Below are 17,098 nucleotides of genomic sequence, written 5' to 3'. Positions count from 1 at the left end.
TTAGTAGAGCCTCACATATATAGGTTGCGAGGTTTGGCAATGATTCATTTAAGCTTACAGTAAAAGGAGAAATTCTATATGATTTTGGTCGTTGGCGGTGCAGGATATATTGGAAGTCATCTTGTAAAAGAGTTAGTGAATACTGAAGAGGTAGTCATTCTGGATAATCTCTCAACCGGTTTTCGTTCGCTGGTTGATTCGAAGGCCATCTTGGTGGAAGGGAATTTAGGGGACGAGGAAGTTTTGAATGAAATATTCCTTAAGTATCCCATTAAAGCTGTTATGCACTTTGCCGCTAATAGCTTGGTTGGGGAGTCTGTTCAAGATCCTTATAAATACTATGATAATAATGTAGGTGCAACTCTTACATTATTGAATACCATGCTCAAGCATGATGTTAAGAATTTCATTTTCTCATCAACGGCAGCTACGTACGGGATACCAAATGTTGATATGATAGATGAAGATCAGCCAACCAATCCGATTAATCCATATGGCCGCTCGAAATTGATGGTAGAGCAGATCTTAGGGGACTTTGCAAATGCATATGGACTTCATTATGTCGTCTTGCGTTACTTTAATGCGGCTGGAGCACATGCGTCGGCAGAAATCGGTGAAAGTCATGATCCGGAAACACACCTGATTCCTATTATTTTACAGCATTTATTAGGTCAACGTGAGAAGATTTCCGTGTTTGGAACGGACTATGACACAGAAGATGGCACTTGCATTCGTGACTATATCCATGTAACGGATTTAGCACAAGCTCATATAATCGCCCTTCAAGCCCTATTATCCAGGAAGAAGGATACGGCTACCTACAATCTTGGGAATGGAAAAGGATTTTCGGTTAAGGATGTAATCGACACTTGTGAAAAGGTCACAGGAGTAAAACCGACCATAGAGTATGCAGAACGTCGCCCTGGAGATCCAGCCCGTCTGGTTGCTTCGGCAAATAAGATATATGAAGAGCTTGGATGGAAAGCATCGATAGATTTGGAAGAAATCATTGAAAGTGCGTGGAAATGGCATAAATCTCAAATGAATTAATGGTCCCTTGGGACGCGAAAATCGTTTCAGACTGCAGGCAAACTCGAAGAAAAGCGAGTTTGCCTGCAGTTTTTTTATGTAAAGAATGTTGCAGCTAATTTCAGAAATCCGCGCCCTTTCTGCCGACTGTCTGAGGAAGCCTTGTTTTAAAATCCTGGTACGCACTTTATTCGACCTACGGCGCCCTGTAATCGACCGTTTCCGCCAGTTATTCGACCTACGGCGCCCTGTAATCGACCGTTCCCGCAGTTATTCGACCTACCGCGCCCTGTAATCGACCGTTCCCGCAGTTATTCGACCTACCGCGTTCTGTAATCGACCGTTCCCGCAGTTATTCGACCTACCGCGCCCTGTAACCGACCGTTTCCGCCAGTCATTCGACCTACGGCGCCCTGTAATCGACCGTTTCCGCCAGTTATTCGACCTATCGCGCCCTGTAATCGGCCGTTCCCGCAGTTATTCGACCTATCGCACCCTGTAATCGGCCGTTCCCGCAGTTATTCGACCTACGGCGCCCTGTAATCGGCCGTTCCCGCCAGTCATTCGACCTACCGAGCCCTGTAACCGACCGTTCCCGCAGTTATTCGACCTATCGCGCCCTGTAATCGACCGTTCCCGCAGTTATTCGACCTACGGCGCCCTGTATTCGACCGTTTCCGCCAGTCATTCGACCTACCGAGCCCTGTAATCGACCGTTCCCGCAGTTATTCGACCTACCGCACCCTGTAATCGACCGTTCCCGCAGTTATTCGACCTACGGCGCCCTGTAATCGGCCGTTCCCGCCAGTCATTCGACCGTCCGCGCACTTTATTCAACCTACACCACACTTAATTCCGTCCACGAATTTTTTCATTCTAAGCCTGAAGAGCTTTTTGGATTGATTTTTTCATGGCTTCTACAAAATTCTGACGTGTTTCATTCGTTAATTCCAGCAGGGACAGATAGGGGTTTAAATCCTCCAGTTCTACTAATAAAAGTTCACCTTGCTCATTCCGGCAGGCATCAACGCGTTGGATTCCCCAATCAAGATTGTTCCATTGTATAAATCGTTTAGCAAAGGCCAGATCTGCTTCAGTAGGTGCATATTCTTTTAATTCCCACCTTTTCTCTTTATCAGGGGCATAAAGGGCATACTGAAATTCCTTATCGATAAAATAAAAAGAGACTTCATACTCAAAGTTGATAAATGGCTGTACCAATTTGTTCTTTGATTCTGCATCCATTTTATCTCCCAATTCTTCTTTCGTGGCAAATTCCAAACCAATGGAATCCGCGCCATCTTTCGGCTTCACTATATACGTTTCCACATTGGGAAGTTTATTTAAAGATTCAAGTGAATCGATGGTCGGAATGACAGGGAATTGGGCATTCGTCAGTTCAATTAAGTATTCCTTCCCGTTCATATCAGCCTTTCCAACAAATGAATTGTACGTTTTCAAATAACCAGCAGCCACTCTATTACGGAATGCTAGATACTTATCTTTAAAATTGGCTACTGGACCGGCATTTCGAAAGACGATCAAGTCAAAATCCTTTTCAAACGTTTCAATGTCTTCAGGATGGCAAAGTACTAACTGAAAATCTTCTCTAAGCTTCGAGGTAAGGTACAAATCCTCCTCATAATAATTTCTTCCTTTTGCTTCATAGTATAAATCCGTTACGAATAATAGTTTCTGCATGACTCCTGCACCTGCTTTCCCGTTATTTTCATTGATTAGGTTAAAAACAAAAAATCCCGTCTCTTTAAGAGACGAGATTTGAACTCGCGGCACCACTCTTGTTTAATAACAAACGCACATTAATGCGTTGTCCCATTTAACGGGGGAAACCGGTAAAGCTTACTGAAGCTTCAGCTTTACTTCTCGGGGATGATCTTCGGTCAGATTCTGGACACTGGCTTTCAGCAAAGCACCAGCTCTCTTTGGAACAGAACGATAACGTACTCCTTCCCTTCATGGAATTTTACATTTGATGAATTTGAGTAATTGTATAATATTCAGAAAATAAAATCAATGGTGGTTTCACTTACTATAGGACGAAAAAGGGATATGTATAGAGATATAGAATTACTATTCAAGAGAAGCACCATTCATTTAATAGGAGATGTTAGATTTGAAAACGGTAAGGGTTTTTCATTACGATGCGTTCAGCAGTAAACCGAATAAAGGAAATCCGGCAGGTGTGGTTTTAGATGCGGATGGACTGACCGAAAAGGAAATGCAGGATATAGCGATGAAGGTGGGGTTCAATGAAACCTCTTTTCCGATGGAGTCCGATATTGCCGATCTTAGAATCCGTTATTTTACACCGGGACACGAAATGAATCTATGCGGACACGCGACAATGGCTACCATCCATGCACTGAAGACCAGGGGATTATTGAATAAAGATGAGCTGATGATTGAAACAGGAGCGGGTATATTGCCAATCAAGATCCATACGACGGCGGATCAAGATATATATATTACGATGAAGCAGACCGCGCCGCAGTTTGAAGCGTTTAACGGAGATAAGGGTGGATTAGCCAGTTCCCTCGGCCTTGATATAGAAGATCTGGAAAGTGAATTGCCTATTGTTTATGGAAGTACAGGTTTATGGACTTTACTAGTACCAGTAAAAGAAAGAAATTCATTTATAAGGATGAAGGCGAACAATAGCCTGTTTCCGCAAATATTAAAGGAAATGCCAAGAGCTTCCGTTCATCCCTTTTGCATGGAAACGTACGATAGTGATGCCCATATGCATGCCCGGCATTTTTCCTCGCCATTTTCAGGTACGGTTGAAGACCCGGTTACAGGAACGGCTTCAGGTGTAATGGGCGCTTATTATGCAAAATACATAAAGGATGATCTTGAAGATGAGGTGCATCTGTTAATCGAACAGGGGCATGAAATCGGAAAGGATGGCAGGGTTCGCGTTACAGCTACCAAAAACGGTGGCACATACGATGTTGAAATCACCGGGAATGCTGTCTATGTTAAAGAACTTGAAGTGGAAGTCTAAGGTTCATGCAGAAGGCGATGGGCGGTTGAATGATTAGCATATCCGAAAAGGTATAGTGAACACGTAAAAACCCTGTGCTAAGACGTTTCATGTCTTAGCACAGGGTTCTTGATGAATCATTCTCCCATGCTCATTCCTTTTAAAACTACTGCAGTCAGAAACACGGTCACGCAAATGATTGAGGTGGATACGACAATCGCTATCGGTAAAGTCATTGGAAATTCTTCCTTAGATGATGGTCACGCCGCTAAGATCAACCTTTGCTCCATGTAAAAAGTTGTAAGTGAGTTTATCCATCGAAGCTCCAGTAAAGTCGATTTTCTTTAAATCGGACATCCGAAATTGAACATTGATGAGGGTGGTATCGCGGAATGATGCCTTTCTCAATGAAGAGCCTTCGAAAATGGTTTGTTTGAAAATTTCCCCATCAAATATAAGACCAGATAAATTACAGCTTTTAAAATGGGTTTTATTATAAATGCTGTTCTTGAAAGTTACGCCTTTTAAATTTGCACTTTTAAATAAGGTACCAGTTAAATTGGCGTTTTCAAAGATGCAATGATCTAAGTTACTGTTTTTAAATGTGCTGTTCGTCAGGTCGGAATGGCTGAAGTCAGAACGGCTTAAATCGCAGGAATTAAACTTGCCATCATGCACCGAAACCGAGCGGAAGTCGGAATCCAATAGGCGATGCCTGGAATAGTCCATGTTTATCGCCTGCTCAAGCACATTGTATTGTAGATTGAGTGAATCCATGAGCTCTGATACTTCCCCAATCGAATCCACAGTCAGCTTATACGCTTCCTGCTCACTGGCACCATTCCTTCTATGGTCATTGTACTTTTCCAGTAAGTTTTGCAGCAGTTCTTCTTCCAATTCCTTTGCAGTTTTTGCACTTTTGTACGGGGCAAAAATGCTATGAACATGTGCATTCAGTTTATCAATCACATTTCATCTTCCTTTCTTAGAGGAGTCGCTCAAGTATTCGCTTGGCCTGCTCCCAGTCATTTTTATTTTGGGTATATGTGTCTTCCCCAATCGGGGTGATTTTGTAATATTTCCTTCTTCCGCCTTGTGTGGCATCTCCCCAATAAGAGATGATGCATCCGTCCTTCTCCAGCCTTTTTAGGCTGGAATACATCGTCGCTTCCTTAATTTCATATTGTTCATTGGAATTCGTATATATCAATTTGCTGATTTCATAACCATATTTATCGCCACTTTGCAGGAGTTTTAGAATCATCGTATCTACATGTCCGCGAAGCAAGTCAGAGGATAGTTGTCGTTGAACCAAATCCTCACCTCCTTTGGTATATCTTATAGTGTATTACTATGACAGTCAAGGTAATTTGGTTACTATGGATTATGCAGGTTTGGAGGGTTTATGAAAAGAAACCTGCCCGATTTCGTGAATCACCGCATCTCATACTTTTTAATTAATTGTACTAATTTGACACATATAATATCCGCTTGGAAGGGATTTATCATGCTTCATGGAAGTAGTATGTAAGGGGGTGGGGATGTTGAATAATTCGTGGAATAAAGTGATTTATAAATTTTGGTCGCCAATTTATGACAAAATCTTCAACTCTCATCTCTTTTTAGATGCCAGGAAAAGAATGTTTGAAGAGATGCATTTTCATGAAAATGCAAAGGTTCTGTTTGTGGGCGTAGGTACGGGGGCCGATTTGGAGCTGATCAAGAACCTTGACCTTGAGATAACGGCGATAGACCTGTCAGCCGATATGCTAAAAAAAGCGAAGGGGAAATTTGATGATGCATCGATCAATTTCCTAGAGATGGATGCACAGCATATGGAATTCGATAATGAATCGTTTGACTATATAGTTGGAAGTTTGGTTCTTTCGGTCGTACCTGATGCCAATGAATGCCTTCGGGAAATGATCAGGGTTGTAAAAGGCGAGGGGAAAATAATACTATTCGATAAGTTTATTTCTAAAGATGAAGTGCTTTCACTACCCAAAAAGCTTCTGAGGCCCATCATTCGATTTTTAGGAACGGATATTGGCTTGAGGTTTGAAGACTTGTTCAGTAGGCATGTTAAGAATATGAAAATTGAAGAAGATCGACCGATCATGCTGAATGGAATGTATAGAAAGATAATCATCAGTAAACGGATGTGACAAGCGGAGAGATGTTTCAGAATGGATTGGGAGTCGGATTCTAAGACATCTGGATACATCATAGAGCTGAGTTTTGTTGTTTGGAAGCTAAACCTGATTTACTGAATAATATTTGACATGCTTATATAAAACCCATGTCCTTTCTAACATGGATAATGAGCCGATAATCGGGTTATTAAGTGAGAATGTATCATACTATAAGAACATATTTTGAACACATCTTTGATACCTTTAAATTCAGTGACCATCATATAAACAACAGTGTCCAATAGTGTTTGAACGTCCTTTGTCACGCATTTTTGATGAAGCTGTTACATAGGCACTGGCCGAAATCAGTATAATTAAATGGTGGAATACAATGGGAAGAGGTGATGGTTTTGTCCGAGACGATAACAACCCATGAAGATCTATTGAATATGCTCGACTCGTTATTGCGTGAGCCAACTGGATTCTGGAATGGTTTTTATGAAGACCGCTCAAAGGGGGTACCCTTTTTCGGAAATCTCCCTGATGAAAATTTGGTTACATATTTTGATTGTGGGTTAATCCGGCCGGGAAAGGTTCTTGAGCTTGGATGCGGACCTGGAAGAAATGCCATTTACCTTGCTCAAAAGGGCTTTACCGTTGATGCGGTGGACCTTTCGAAGGAAGCCCTTGAATGGGGAAAAGAACGAGCGTCAGATAAAAATGTCCATGTGAACTTCATTCAAAGGAATATATTTGATTTGGACATTGAGGAAGGGCAATATGACTTCGTCTTTGATTCAGGTTGTTTTCACCATATTGCTCCACATAGAAGGATCAATTATTTGGACACGGTGAAAAAGGCGTTAAGGCCTAAGGGATTGTATTCGATTACCTGTTTTGTCGAGGGCGGCATATTGGGTGGTGCCGATATTTCAGATTGGGAAGTATATAGGCAAAGAAGCCTTAAAGGCGGATTAGGTTTTACGGAAGAAAAACTCAGAAAGATCTTCAAGGATTTTGAAGTGGTGGAAATACGGAAGATGAGGAAAATGGAAAAATCGGATCAAACCTTTGGGGTTCAAGGTTTATGGACGGCCTTATTTATGAAAAAGTAATTCTAAAGTCGAAATGGGGTTTAAACGGAGGATCTGGAATCAGGTCCTTTTTTTGTTATAAGAAAAGGGATAATTTGTTAACAATATTTTAAAATGGTAAACTATAACAATAGATAAACCAGAATAGTAGATGAAGGTTTTACTGAATTTTTTTTTGAAAAACAGTGGTTGTATGGTTTCAAAAACAGCTGGGAAGGTATATGGAAAGAGGGGCCATTGGGTTTTTAGATCATAAGAATTTTTAAGTATGGAAGAGGTTTTCTTCGATGCTTACTTTGTTGATAATTTTTCAATACCCTGACAATGCTGATTTCAGGGTAAGATTCAACTGCTTTTTATAAAAAACTAGGAGGAGTTTATGCACAGAAATAAAGAATTATATTCCTTTTTATTGGGTGTGGCAGCACAATTGACTGAGGAATGGTACGCAACATTGAATAAAAACGATAAGGCGGGGGTTTACAGCTCACCCGATCCCAATGTGATTAAAAAACTTAAGCAGCAAAATAATGAATTCCATTTACGTTTCTTTCAGGTCTTTGATACAGAGGAGAGGGAATTCTTTGAGCAGCTTGGTGAGTGGATTGAAGATATCGGTCAGGATGAGCAGCATTTAAACACACCCATCTATTTTATATTGAGGGAGTTTTCTCGAACGCAAGAGCAATACCTGGATTATATTGACCGGTTTGTGGGATTGCATGGAGAAAACTATACGCAGGCGGAAATAAATTCCTGGTATCGGATAGTGGTGAAGGTGTTCAGCGAAGTGATGGAGAAGTTTACGGAAGCGAATCATAGGTATGCCAATAAAATCATGAAAGCCCAACAGGCAACGATCGATGAATTGAGCACTCCCATCATTTCGCTTAAAGATAATACGGCGTTACTTCCCCTGATAGGCGATATTGATACGGCGAGGGGCATGTCCTTGCTTGAAAACACCTTACAAAAGTGCGCTGAAAAAAATGTCACCAGGCTTTTCATTGACCTCTCGGGCGTTCATGCAATTGATAGTGCATCCGCCCACCAGCTGTCACAATTGATTGAATCCTTACATTTGATCGGAATTCAAACAACCCTTTCAGGACTTCGGCCGGAAATAGCCATGACTGCCGTTAAGCTTCAACTGCCTTTTGATAAAGTGACGATAAAGTCCACTCTTGCCCAAGCGATCAGTACGATAAAATAATACATACATATCCAGGGCATGGGAATACTCGTTATAAATTTCATCGAGAAGACCTCCATATGGTGATCTTCTCGTGTGTATAATGCTTGTTGCATTCAAAAATAAGGTATCGAGCTCAATGAAGAAAGAGCTGGCACCTGCCAGTTATTCAATATTGGCAAAGTAGGCTAGATCTTCTTTATTGCCAACCACTAAAAGCATATCTTTTTCATGGATATCCTGATCCGGTGAGGGTGCTATGATAATTTCCCCATTACTCACGATGGCAATGACGCTGATATTATATTTTGCCCGTAAATCAAGCTCCCTGAGGCTTTTTCCCTTCATGCTCATGGGGAGGATGATTTCCTCGATATTGTATTCTTTGGAGAGCTCTATATAGTTCAGCATGTTAGGGGAAAGAAGCTGATTCGCGACCCGTTCCCCCATATCCCTCTCAGGATAGATCACCCAGTCGGCACCGATCTTAGTAAGCACCTGACCGTGATTTTTATTAAGTGCTTTGGCAATGACCTTTTTGACCCCAAGCTCTTTTAAAAGCAAGGTAGTTAAAATGCTCGATTGCATGTCATTTCCGATGGCTACGATGACACAATCGAAATTACGGATTCCGATTGCTTTCAATGTCTCTTCTTCGGTCGTATCCGCCATCACTGCATGGGTAACGTTCAGTTCCGCATTCTCGACTCTTTCCTCGTTCACATCAATACCCAAAACCTCTTGGCCTGCCGTATATAATCTATGGGCCACACTGGTTCCAAATCTGCCTAAACCTATCACGGCGTATTGTCGTTTTCCCATCTTTTTACGCTCCTTCATTCATTATTAACCAATCATGATTTTCCCTTTTGGACGTCGGAATGGATCTGGCTTGCGCCTCATGGCGATAGCAAAGGCAAAAGTCAAAGGACCAACACGTCCTGCAAACATCGTGAAAATGATGAGCATCCGGCCGACCGGTGATAATTCCGGGGTCAAACCCATTGAAAGTCCCACGGTGGCGAAAGCTGAAGTGGCTTCGAACAAAATCATCAAAAAGTCAGTTCCGCTTTCAGTGATGGTCAGCAGAATGGAGATGATGGAAACCACGAATACACCAATGAATGTGACGGATAATGCTTTAAAAATAGTTTCACTCACAATGCGGTGACGGAATAATACCACATCACCCTTTCCTTTAATCTGTGACCAAACGGTACCGACAAGCGTCGCCAATGTAGTCGTTTTAATCCCGCCGCCAGTCGATCCGGGTGATGCCCCGACGAACATCAGAAAAATGATGAGCAGTAATGTTGGTTGAGTTAAATCAGGGATATTCAGCGTATTGGAGCCTGCCGTCCTTGGTGATACCGATTGAAATAATGATGACAGCGTTTTACCCATGAAAGATAAAGGCTGCAATGTCTTGGCATTGCCGAACTCGAATAGAAAGATTAAAATTGCTCCGGCAATCGTAAGGGTTAAGCTAGTCGCCAGAACGATCTTCGTATGTACTGATAAACGATGGGTATTCCGATATTCATATAGTTCATTCATTACGATAAAACCTATTCCTCCAAACGTGATGAGGAAGGCGACGGTAAGGGTTACGAATGGATCCGATACATATGGGGTCAAACTCCTGAATTCCCCCATTAAATCGAAGCCGGCATTATTGAAATTCGATATGGAATGAAAAACCCCGTAATAGACCGCTTTAACGATTGGCATGTCAAAAGAAAAGCGAATTGATAAGATAAGTGCACCCATGCCTTCAATGATGGCCGTGAAAATTAAAAGCCGTTTCACCAATCTGACTACACCCGCCATGGATAGATTATTTAACGACTCCTGCAGAATTAACCTGCCTTTTAAAGAAATCTTTTTGCCTAATAATAAAAAGAAAAATGTCGCAAATGTCATGAACCCTAAGCCGCCTATCTGAATCAGTGTTAAGATGACCAACTCACCAAAAGTGGTGAAGGTCGATCCCGTATCCACAACGACCAGTCCTGTTACACATGTAGCGGAAGTCGAGGTGAATAAAGCATCCAGAAAAGAAAGACCATGGCCATTTTCTGTGGAAATCGGCAGGGTCAATAAATAGGCCCCGATAAGTATCAGGATGGCAAAGCCAAGTACAAGTATTTTTGGCGGATCCAATTTTGTCATTCTCAAATGATCATCCCTACTGTATGACTTTTAATCATCAATCTGCTTTTCGAATCTTTTTAAAGGCATAATAAAAAGACCTGCGAAAACATCGAATAGCTGTATTGCCACAAAAAGCGTGCAAAAAAAGCTCCCGAAATAGGCGGTCTTATGACCTCCTTCGCTTTAGCCGACGAAGTTAGCTGACGGGTAGGATGGCGAAAGAGCTGATCTCATCCCTTCTGCAAGGCAGAATTAACCCCAAATGATTGGGTCCTCCGTACTCAATTTCCATGAGTTTTGGCCGAAATGCATTAAATTGATAAACGTATTCTACTCCCATCATTTAGCAGTTGTAAACCCCTAAATCGTAAAAAAATATTTCTTTAACAAAACTGAAAATTTACGTTTTATTTACATTTAGAAAACGTATTGACAAATATTAGTTAGCACATTATGATAGGTTCGATTAATCCAATTATGATAACCGGCATCGATGTACTTTATTCAATAATTTCAAGCAGAACATGCGATGCCAATCAAAATTTTCTAACATATATTTTATGTTTCTTTTGTAAATGATAAAGAAAAAAGCATTGCATTTGTATTTAAAGATTCAAGACATTTTATTAAAAAGGCGGGCAATTATGGAGAAGACGTTCAATAGATATGTTATTAATGCTACAGGCAAGGGTGGCCAGACATATTTAACACAATGCCAGGATAAAGATGCACTAAGGAAATGGATAGCCGATCATGAGGATCAAATCATCATGGATGAGTTAAGGATAACGGATAAGAAAAAGAATCCGTTCTTAAAATTGTTTTCCCTAAGGTAAATCAACTGCATCCAACATTCATTAGCGGTATTCAATTATTTATTCCCTGTGTTCTATCCGGAATGCTGAGCGAAAAATCCATATCTTGTTTTGCTTTGAAACTCATTTATTTTGAATGAGTTTTTTTGCGTTGGTTATTTAGAGGCAAAAGCGGAGGAAAAAATGTAATCCGATTTAAAGGCATGTTGATGGAACATGCCTTTGATGAATCGTTCATTGGATGAATGTGCGCAATTGGCTGATGAAGTTCAAGATTTGAAAATGGATTTTCGCCATTTGTTCCGCCGTTTGTTCTTCACAATTCTCTAGCCACTCCTGAATCACCCCTAAAATCGCCGATGTCAGGAATGCGTGCATATACATGCGGAATGCTTCATCTTTAGCTGCTGGATGCAGGCTGATCAAACGCTCCAACAGTATTTCACCGAATACTCGCTTTATTTTTTTGGCAAAAGAGGGATCGCCCTGATCACCAAGAATGGCCCTTAATGCGTTGGCATGTTCACTGATGAATTGAAAAATAGCTACGAAAGGCGGGTAAAGTTGCTGTTGATGAAGAGCCAAAAAAGCTTCTTTCGGCAAAATGGCAGTAATGCGGGTTTGAAGTTCATGTAACAATTCCTGCTGTAAGTGATCCATCAATTCATATTTATCTGTGTAATGCAAATAGAATGTGCCCCGATTAATGTTGGCACGCTCTGCAATTTTCTTCACTGATACATGTGAGAACCCCTCTGCTTCAACAAGTGCAATAAAATGATGTTGTATCTGCTTTTTCGTCTTTTGTACCATATCCTCATGAATCGATGCCATGGAATGTCTCCTTCACTAAACATTTTTCCAAATGTGTTGATTGTATTAGTACGAATGCTACCTTAGAATGATGATACACTCAACACCGTGTTAATTAAAGAGGGAGGATGTGTGTGCATGAAAAATGCGATTTCCATTGAAGGGATTGCTAAGGGTTTTCATCAGAAAAAGGTCATTCAGCCATTAAGCCTGAATATTGAAAAAAGCGGAATTTTTGGCTTATTAGGTCCATCCGGATGCGGAAAGACCACCTTGATTAAAATGATTGTCGGATTGATTAAGCCTGATGCGGGTAAAGTCACGGTTCTGGATCATGAAGTGCCAAATGAAGCACTGTTAATGGATGTCGGCTATATGGCACAGTCCGATGCTTTATATACAGAACTGACGGGAGCTGAAAATCTCGAATTTTTTGCGAAACTATACCGTTTTTCGAAAAAGGAACGAAGGGAACGCATTCAATATGCAGCTGAAATCGTACAGCTGACGAATGATTTGAACGTTCGGGTTGCGTATTATTCCGGGGGAATGAAACGCCGTCTGTCACTGGCGGTTGCACTCATCCAAAATCCGGAGATTCTCATTTTGGATGAACCGACAGTAGGAATAGACCCTTTGCTGAAACAATCGATTTGGGAGGAACTTGAGCGTTTAAGAAATGAAGATGATAAGACGATCATCATCACGACGCATGTGATGGATGAAGCGGAACGATGCGATAAACTGGCGATGCTGCGTGAAGGTGAAATCATCGCGGCAGGAACCCCTGCTGCTTTAAAAACACAATTTGCCGTGGAAACGCTTGATGATGTTTTTTTAAGGATTGGAGGCGGCTTAAAATGAGAATTGCCTCTCTTGTTACTCGAATTACTCAGCAGATGCGCCGGGATCGAAGGACGCTTGCTTTATTCTTCCTAGCTCCTTTGCTCATTTTAACGCTCATGTATTTTATTTTCGATACAGAAGCAAGTGATTTGAAAATCGTTGTTACAGGCAGTGATGAAACGATCGTTAAAGCATTGAAAAAAGCGGATTTTCAAGTGTCGGCTGCTGAGGAATTCTCACAGGAAAAGATGATTGAAAAGAATACGGATGGCTGGCTGCATGTTGAAAATGGGAAAATGAAACTCACACTTTTGAACGACGAACCGACCCGTGCAAAAGCCGTTCAAATGCAAATGATGCAAGGCTTGCAAGGGAATGAAAAAAACACTCCTTCAATTGAGGAGAAATATGTTTACGGAGATGCCAACACAAAGGGTTTTGATACCTTCAGTCCGATGCTCGTCAGCTTTTTCGTTTTCTTCTTTGTATTTTTAATAGCGGGGATTGCGCTTTTGAAGGAGCGTACAAGTGGTACTTTGGAACGGCTGCTTGCCACCCCGATTAAAAGATACGAAATCGTAGCGGGCTATGTGATCGGATATGGCTTATTTGCTCTAATTCAAACCATAATTGTCGTACTATATGCTGTCAATGTATTGGATATCGTCCTTGTTGGCTCCATTTGGCTCGTTTTACTGACGAATATACTGGTCGCGCTCGTTGCATTATCGCTTGGTACATTGCTATCGAGTTTCGCGACATCTGAATTCCAAATGGTACAATTCATTCCGCTGGTCATCGTGCCTCAAGTCTTCTTTACAGGGATTTTCCCATTGGATGGCATGTCAGACTGGCTCCAAAAAATCGGCAAGATCATGCCTCTCTATTACGCTTCTGATGCCATGAACGGCATTATGTACAAAGGCTTCACGTTCAATGAGATTTCAATGGATCTGCTCATTCTCCTGGCCTTTGCCGTCGTCTTTATCACCATCAATATCATTAGTTTTAAAAAATACCGAGCACTATAAAATCAACAACTTAACAAAAGAAGCCGGATTCCTGGAAAGTGAGGAAGCGGCTTTTTGTTTTACTGGAAGAAGATCGAATTATTCCACACAACAGTCGAATTATCCGGGTGTAGGTCGAATAAACCCACACATCGGTCGAATTATCCGGATGTAGGTCGAATAAACCCACACATCGGTCGAATTATCCGGAGTAAGGTCGAATAAATCCGCACATCGGTCGAGTTATCCGGGCGTAGGTCGAATAAACCCACACATCGGTCGAATTATCCGGATGTAGGTCGAATAAACCCACACATCGGTCGAATTATCCGGATGTAGGTCGAATAAACCCACACATCGGTCGAATTATCGGGGATGAAGGACGAAATATCCTTCCCATCGGTTGAATCATTCTAAAATGCTTCCCTTTGAAGTAGTTTGTTGACGGGCTGTTAAAGTTGTCCTAGGATATAAGGATATGAATTGATTTGGAAAGAAATAGAAAGGGGGAGTTATATGTCTCTAAAATCGGTCATGCTTTCCCTTTTGCTGTCGCAAGCAATGTTTTTGTGCGGTTTACCTTTTTTTCTTCAGCTTCTATTATATTTGAATCCTTTGGTAATCATGGTTGTCTGGTGTTGTATACTTCTTTTCGTTTCGTTTGCGGTTCTTTATTTTCGAGGTGAAACGGTCAGAATTCCGCGCTCTTTATGGCAGTCAGCATTGTTTAGTTACAGTTTATCATTATTGGTTTTGCTGTTCTTTCGGCCGGAAGGGCAGGTATATTCGTATAATTGGATTCCTTTTTCTACGATTCTTTCATATTTATCGAACGAAATGAACTGGCTTGTGTCATTTTATAACCTTAGCGCCAATGTAGGGCTGTTCATTCCATTCGGCCTGTATTTGTTGTCAAGGGAAGGGAAAGAGCCCTCAGCTAAAAGGAAATTTCTATATCCATTACTTTCGATTTCAATCATCGAAATCTGTCAGTTTGTTTTTCGGCGCGGAAGTTTGGATGTCGATGACCTGATCCTGAATATGATTGGTGTTTACCTGGGGTACATTCTGCATCCTTTGTTCAAGAAAGTCGTAGTGCTCCGTTCTGGAAAAGTAAAAGCATGAGAGGCAATGCAATTATGTTAAATGAAAGGGTGTATTTTCATGTATAGCACGTTAGAAGAATTATCGAGCCATCCTGTGTTTCATTATTTTGCAGCGATTTCCAAAATCCCGAGAGGATCGGCTAACGAAAAAGCGATCAGTGACTATTTGGTTCGCTTCGCTAAGGATAGGAACCTGGAGGTGATCCAGGATGAGGCGCTGAATGTGATTATCAAAAAGCCTGCCACAACTGGATATGAAAATGCACCTACCGTCATTATCCAGGGGCATATGGATATGGTTTGCGAAAAGAACAAGGGAACGCTTCATGATTTTGAGAAGGATCCGCTTCAATTAAGGATTGTGGGAGACATGTTGTATGCAACGGATACAACATTGGGGGCGGATAATGGAATTGCCGTTGCTTATGCTTTGGCATTATTGGATGCGAATGATATTCCGCATCCCTCTCTTGAAATAGTCATAACGACTGAAGAAGAAACGACAATGAACGGTGCACTTGCCGTGGATCCGGCTCACTTCAAGGGAAAATTGATGATCAATATTGATTCGGAGGAAGATGGAAAGCTGCTGGTTAGCTCTGCTGGAGGAATACGAGTTCGGCAAATCCTGCAAATCGGATGGGAATCGGCTTCAATTGTTGAAGCTGTATCTTATAATATCAGGATTAAGGGGTTGAAGGGCGGACACTCCGGTATGTCCATCCATAAGGAAAGAGGGAACTCCAATAAACTTTTGGGCAGAGTATTACATGAATTAACGACAGACTTTCCTTGCTTCATACAGCAAATGAACGGGGGCTTGAAAGGGAATGCGATTCCTCGTGAAGCGGAGGCGACTGTACTGATTTCTGTAGAAGATGTTCAGAAGATAACGGAGAGACTCCAGAAATGGGAGGATACTTTTAAAAATGAACTGCAATCTTCTGACCCTGAGGTATCGATTAGATTTGAAAAGATCGAAACGATTTCTTCAAACGTTTTTTCCAAAGAGACGGTGACTAAAGCCATTACCTCCTTACTGGTAATCCCGCATGGCGTTCAAGGTATGAGTATGGGAATAGAAGGATTAGTGGAAAGTTCGACGAATCTAGGGGTCGTTACAACAAATGAAGCGGAAATGATATTCGAAAGTGAAATCAGGAGTTCGGTCAAAAGCATCAAATATAATATGGTCACGCAGGCAAAGGTGATTGCCGACATGCTTGGGTGCAAGCTATTGATTGATGCGGATTATCCGGAATGGCCCTATAATCCTGATTCGAAACTCAAGAAATTATTTGAAGAGACATACAAAGAAAAATATCATGAGGATATTGAAATCATCGCTGTGCATGCAGGGATCGAGTGTGGGGTATTCATAGATAAGATACCAGGGCTGGATACTGTTTCAATCGGACCGGATATGTTTTCCGTACATACACCTGAAGAACACTTAAGCATCCCTTCGACCATAAACAACTGGGAATATTTTGTTTACACATTAGAACGGATGAAAGATCTATAAACAATGTTTGGGCAACGGCAATATGGCATTCAATAGATTTGGAGACATCCTATCGTTAATCGATTGGATGTCTCTTTTTTTGAGGGCAGCAGCCGGCGGCAAGGGAGTGGGGCTCTGAAATCAGCTGGAACGTTTTTGAGGGTTAGTAAATCTGATCGTTGATTTCCACTCCAGGCACTCGCTTTCCGCGGGCGGTCCAGGAGCCTCCTCTCGGCGTCGCCTGCGGGGGCTCCCTTGGCCACGCTTTTCCCGCAGGAGTCTCGTACCTTACGTTCCGATCAACTGGAACTTTTTTAAGAAAAAAACCGCAGGCAAATGCGATTCTTCGAATTTGTCTAAAAACAAAACTAGTTTATCCTTTAAGTTTTTTTTTCTGTA

The 17,098-nt window shown here is 41.6% G+C and carries 16 protein-coding genes, 1 riboswitch and 1 other annotated feature; of the genes, 10 read left to right on the top strand and 6 right to left on the bottom strand.

All coding sequences use genetic code 11. From position 1 onward, the window contains the following. The first annotated feature begins 78 nt into the window (after window positions 1-78). Window positions 79-1,050: a UDP-glucose 4-epimerase GalE gene (gene galE / locus ACSR9O_RS17800; RefSeq protein ID WP_427574716.1), complete on the top strand. Its 972-nt coding sequence runs from the start codon at window positions 79-81 to the stop codon at window positions 1,048-1,050. A gap of 855 nt (window positions 1,051-1,905) precedes the next feature. Here the strand turns inward: galE and ACSR9O_RS17795 are convergent. After that, a complete protein-coding gene (locus tag ACSR9O_RS17795; protein ID WP_491725487.1) occupies window positions 1,906-2,730 on the bottom strand; it encodes an ATP-grasp domain-containing protein in 825 nt (274 codons plus the stop codon). 64 nt (window positions 2,731-2,794) lie between these two features. After that, window positions 2,795-3,016: a binding site (T-box leader), on the bottom strand. A gap of 147 nt (window positions 3,017-3,163) precedes the next feature. On the opposite strand from ACSR9O_RS17795, the gene ACSR9O_RS17790 reads away from it, so the two are divergent. Next, the gene (locus ACSR9O_RS17790) at window positions 3,164-4,054 is read left to right on the top strand and encodes a PhzF family phenazine biosynthesis protein (protein WP_491724850.1); all 891 of its coding nucleotides are present in this window, start codon (window positions 3,164-3,166) and stop codon (window positions 4,052-4,054) included. 228 nt (window positions 4,055-4,282) lie between these two features. On the opposite strand, the gene ACSR9O_RS17785 is transcribed toward ACSR9O_RS17790, so the two are convergent. Both ACSR9O_RS17785 and ACSR9O_RS17780 read right to left on the bottom strand, forming a co-directional pair. Beyond that, the gene (locus ACSR9O_RS17785; RefSeq protein WP_491724849.1) at window positions 4,283-5,002 is read right to left on the bottom strand and encodes a pentapeptide repeat-containing protein; all 720 of its coding nucleotides are present in this window, start codon (window positions 5,000-5,002) and stop codon (window positions 4,283-4,285) included. A 16-nt stretch (window positions 5,003-5,018) separates the two neighbouring features. Then, window positions 5,019-5,297 (bottom strand): PadR family transcriptional regulator, encoded by a 279-nt coding sequence (locus ACSR9O_RS17780; protein WP_373459010.1) that lies wholly within the window; start codon window positions 5,295-5,297, stop codon window positions 5,019-5,021. Between the two features lie 280 nt (window positions 5,298-5,577). Here ACSR9O_RS17780 and ACSR9O_RS17775 point away from each other — a divergent pair, with 280 nt between their 5' ends. From ACSR9O_RS17775 to ACSR9O_RS17765, 3 genes are all read left to right on the top strand, one after another. Beyond that, window positions 5,578-6,198 carry a class I SAM-dependent methyltransferase gene (locus ACSR9O_RS17775; protein WP_452445021.1) on the top strand — a complete coding sequence of 207 codons (621 nt, stop codon included), beginning with the start codon at window positions 5,578-5,580 and terminating at the stop codon, window positions 6,196-6,198. Between the two features lie 377 nt (window positions 6,199-6,575). Continuing rightward, window positions 6,576-7,280, top strand: a complete 705-nt coding sequence (locus ACSR9O_RS17770; protein WP_434168496.1) for a class I SAM-dependent methyltransferase — start codon at window positions 6,576-6,578, stop codon at window positions 7,278-7,280. A gap of 358 nt (window positions 7,281-7,638) precedes the next feature. After that, window positions 7,639-8,472, top strand: coding sequence for an STAS domain-containing protein (locus tag ACSR9O_RS17765; RefSeq protein WP_101224794.1), 834 nt, complete (start codon window positions 7,639-7,641; stop codon window positions 8,470-8,472). 144 nt (window positions 8,473-8,616) lie between these two features. Here ACSR9O_RS17765 and ACSR9O_RS17760 read toward each other — a convergent pair whose 3' ends face one another. Then, the gene (locus ACSR9O_RS17760; RefSeq protein ID WP_101224793.1) at window positions 8,617-9,273 is read right to left on the bottom strand and encodes a potassium channel family protein; all 657 of its coding nucleotides are present in this window, start codon (window positions 9,271-9,273) and stop codon (window positions 8,617-8,619) included. Between the two features lie 24 nt (window positions 9,274-9,297). Then, window positions 9,298-10,623: a TrkH family potassium uptake protein gene (locus tag ACSR9O_RS17755; protein ID WP_491724848.1), complete on the bottom strand. Its 1,326-nt coding sequence runs from the start codon at window positions 10,621-10,623 to the stop codon at window positions 9,298-9,300. A 152-nt stretch (window positions 10,624-10,775) separates the two neighbouring features. After that, window positions 10,776-10,918, bottom strand: a riboswitch (cyclic di-AMP (ydaO/yuaA leader). A gap of 262 nt (window positions 10,919-11,180) precedes the next feature. Between ACSR9O_RS17755 and ACSR9O_RS17750 the strand changes: the two genes are divergently transcribed. After that, the gene (locus ACSR9O_RS17750; protein WP_491724847.1) at window positions 11,181-11,441 is read left to right on the top strand and encodes a hypothetical protein; all 261 of its coding nucleotides are present in this window, start codon (window positions 11,181-11,183) and stop codon (window positions 11,439-11,441) included. Between the two features lie 213 nt (window positions 11,442-11,654). Here ACSR9O_RS17750 and ACSR9O_RS17745 read toward each other — a convergent pair whose 3' ends face one another. Beyond that, on the bottom strand, window positions 11,655-12,254 hold the full coding sequence (locus ACSR9O_RS17745) for a TetR/AcrR family transcriptional regulator (protein ID WP_491724846.1): 600 nt from the start codon (window positions 12,252-12,254) through the stop codon (window positions 11,655-11,657). A gap of 117 nt (window positions 12,255-12,371) precedes the next feature. Between ACSR9O_RS17745 and ACSR9O_RS17740 the strand changes: the two genes are divergently transcribed. The 4 genes from ACSR9O_RS17740 (at window position 12,372) to ACSR9O_RS17725 (ending at window position 16,720) form a co-directional block, all read left to right on the top strand. Next, window positions 12,372-13,097 carry an ABC transporter ATP-binding protein gene (locus ACSR9O_RS17740; protein ID WP_491724845.1) on the top strand — a complete coding sequence of 242 codons (726 nt, stop codon included), beginning with the start codon at window positions 12,372-12,374 and terminating at the stop codon, window positions 13,095-13,097. Beyond that, on the top strand, window positions 13,094-14,110 hold the full coding sequence (locus ACSR9O_RS17735) for an ABC transporter permease (protein ID WP_491724844.1): 1,017 nt from the start codon (window positions 13,094-13,096) through the stop codon (window positions 14,108-14,110). The genes ACSR9O_RS17740 and ACSR9O_RS17735 overlap by 4 nt, the downstream gene beginning before the upstream one ends. A gap of 495 nt (window positions 14,111-14,605) precedes the next feature. Continuing rightward, window positions 14,606-15,214 (top strand): VanZ family protein, encoded by a 609-nt coding sequence (locus tag ACSR9O_RS17730; RefSeq protein ID WP_260356594.1) that lies wholly within the window; start codon window positions 14,606-14,608, stop codon window positions 15,212-15,214. A gap of 39 nt (window positions 15,215-15,253) precedes the next feature. Beyond that, complete coding sequence (locus ACSR9O_RS17725) at window positions 15,254-16,720, top strand: aminoacyl-histidine dipeptidase (protein WP_101224787.1); 1,467 nt, start codon at window positions 15,254-15,256, stop codon at window positions 16,718-16,720. The last annotated feature ends 378 nt before the right edge of the window (window positions 16,721-17,098 follow it).

This window comes from Peribacillus sp. B65 (assembly GCF_058513295.1).
The sequence above is the reverse complement of the archived record's forward strand: the minus strand, read 5'-3'. Positions and strand labels throughout refer to the sequence as shown.

What these genes read in the sequence shown, in the direction of transcription:
- galE (WP_427574716.1), top strand. Translation starts at nt 79, where the DNA reads ATGATTTTGGTCGTTGGCGGTGCAGGATATATTGGAAGTCATCTTGTA.
- ACSR9O_RS17795 (WP_491725487.1), bottom strand. Translation starts at nt 2,730, where the DNA reads ATGCAGAAACTATTATTCGTAACGGATTTATACTATGAAGCAAAAGGA.
- ACSR9O_RS17780 (WP_373459010.1), bottom strand. Translation starts at nt 5,297, where the DNA reads ATGATTCTAAAACTCCTGCAAAGTGGCGATAAATATGGTTATGAAATC.
- ACSR9O_RS17765 (WP_101224794.1), top strand. Translation starts at nt 7,639, where the DNA reads ATGCACAGAAATAAAGAATTATATTCCTTTTTATTGGGTGTGGCAGCA.
- ACSR9O_RS17760 (WP_101224793.1), bottom strand. Translation starts at nt 9,273, where the DNA reads ATGGGAAAACGACAATACGCCGTGATAGGTTTAGGCAGATTTGGAACC.
- ACSR9O_RS17755 (WP_491724848.1), bottom strand. Translation starts at nt 10,623, where the DNA reads ATGACAAAATTGGATCCGCCAAAAATACTTGTACTTGGCTTTGCCATC.
- ACSR9O_RS17750 (WP_491724847.1), top strand. Translation starts at nt 11,181, where the DNA reads ATGATAAAGAAAAAAGCATTGCATTTGTATTTAAAGATTCAAGACATT.
- ACSR9O_RS17745 (WP_491724846.1), bottom strand. Translation starts at nt 12,254, where the DNA reads ATGGCATCGATTCATGAGGATATGGTACAAAAGACGAAAAAGCAGATA.
- ACSR9O_RS17740 (WP_491724845.1), top strand. Translation starts at nt 12,372, where the DNA reads ATGAAAAATGCGATTTCCATTGAAGGGATTGCTAAGGGTTTTCATCAG.
- ACSR9O_RS17735 (WP_491724844.1), top strand. Translation starts at nt 13,094, where the DNA reads ATGAGAATTGCCTCTCTTGTTACTCGAATTACTCAGCAGATGCGCCGG.
- ACSR9O_RS17730 (WP_260356594.1), top strand. Translation starts at nt 14,606, where the DNA reads ATGTCTCTAAAATCGGTCATGCTTTCCCTTTTGCTGTCGCAAGCAATG.
- ACSR9O_RS17725 (WP_101224787.1), top strand. Translation starts at nt 15,254, where the DNA reads ATGTATAGCACGTTAGAAGAATTATCGAGCCATCCTGTGTTTCATTAT.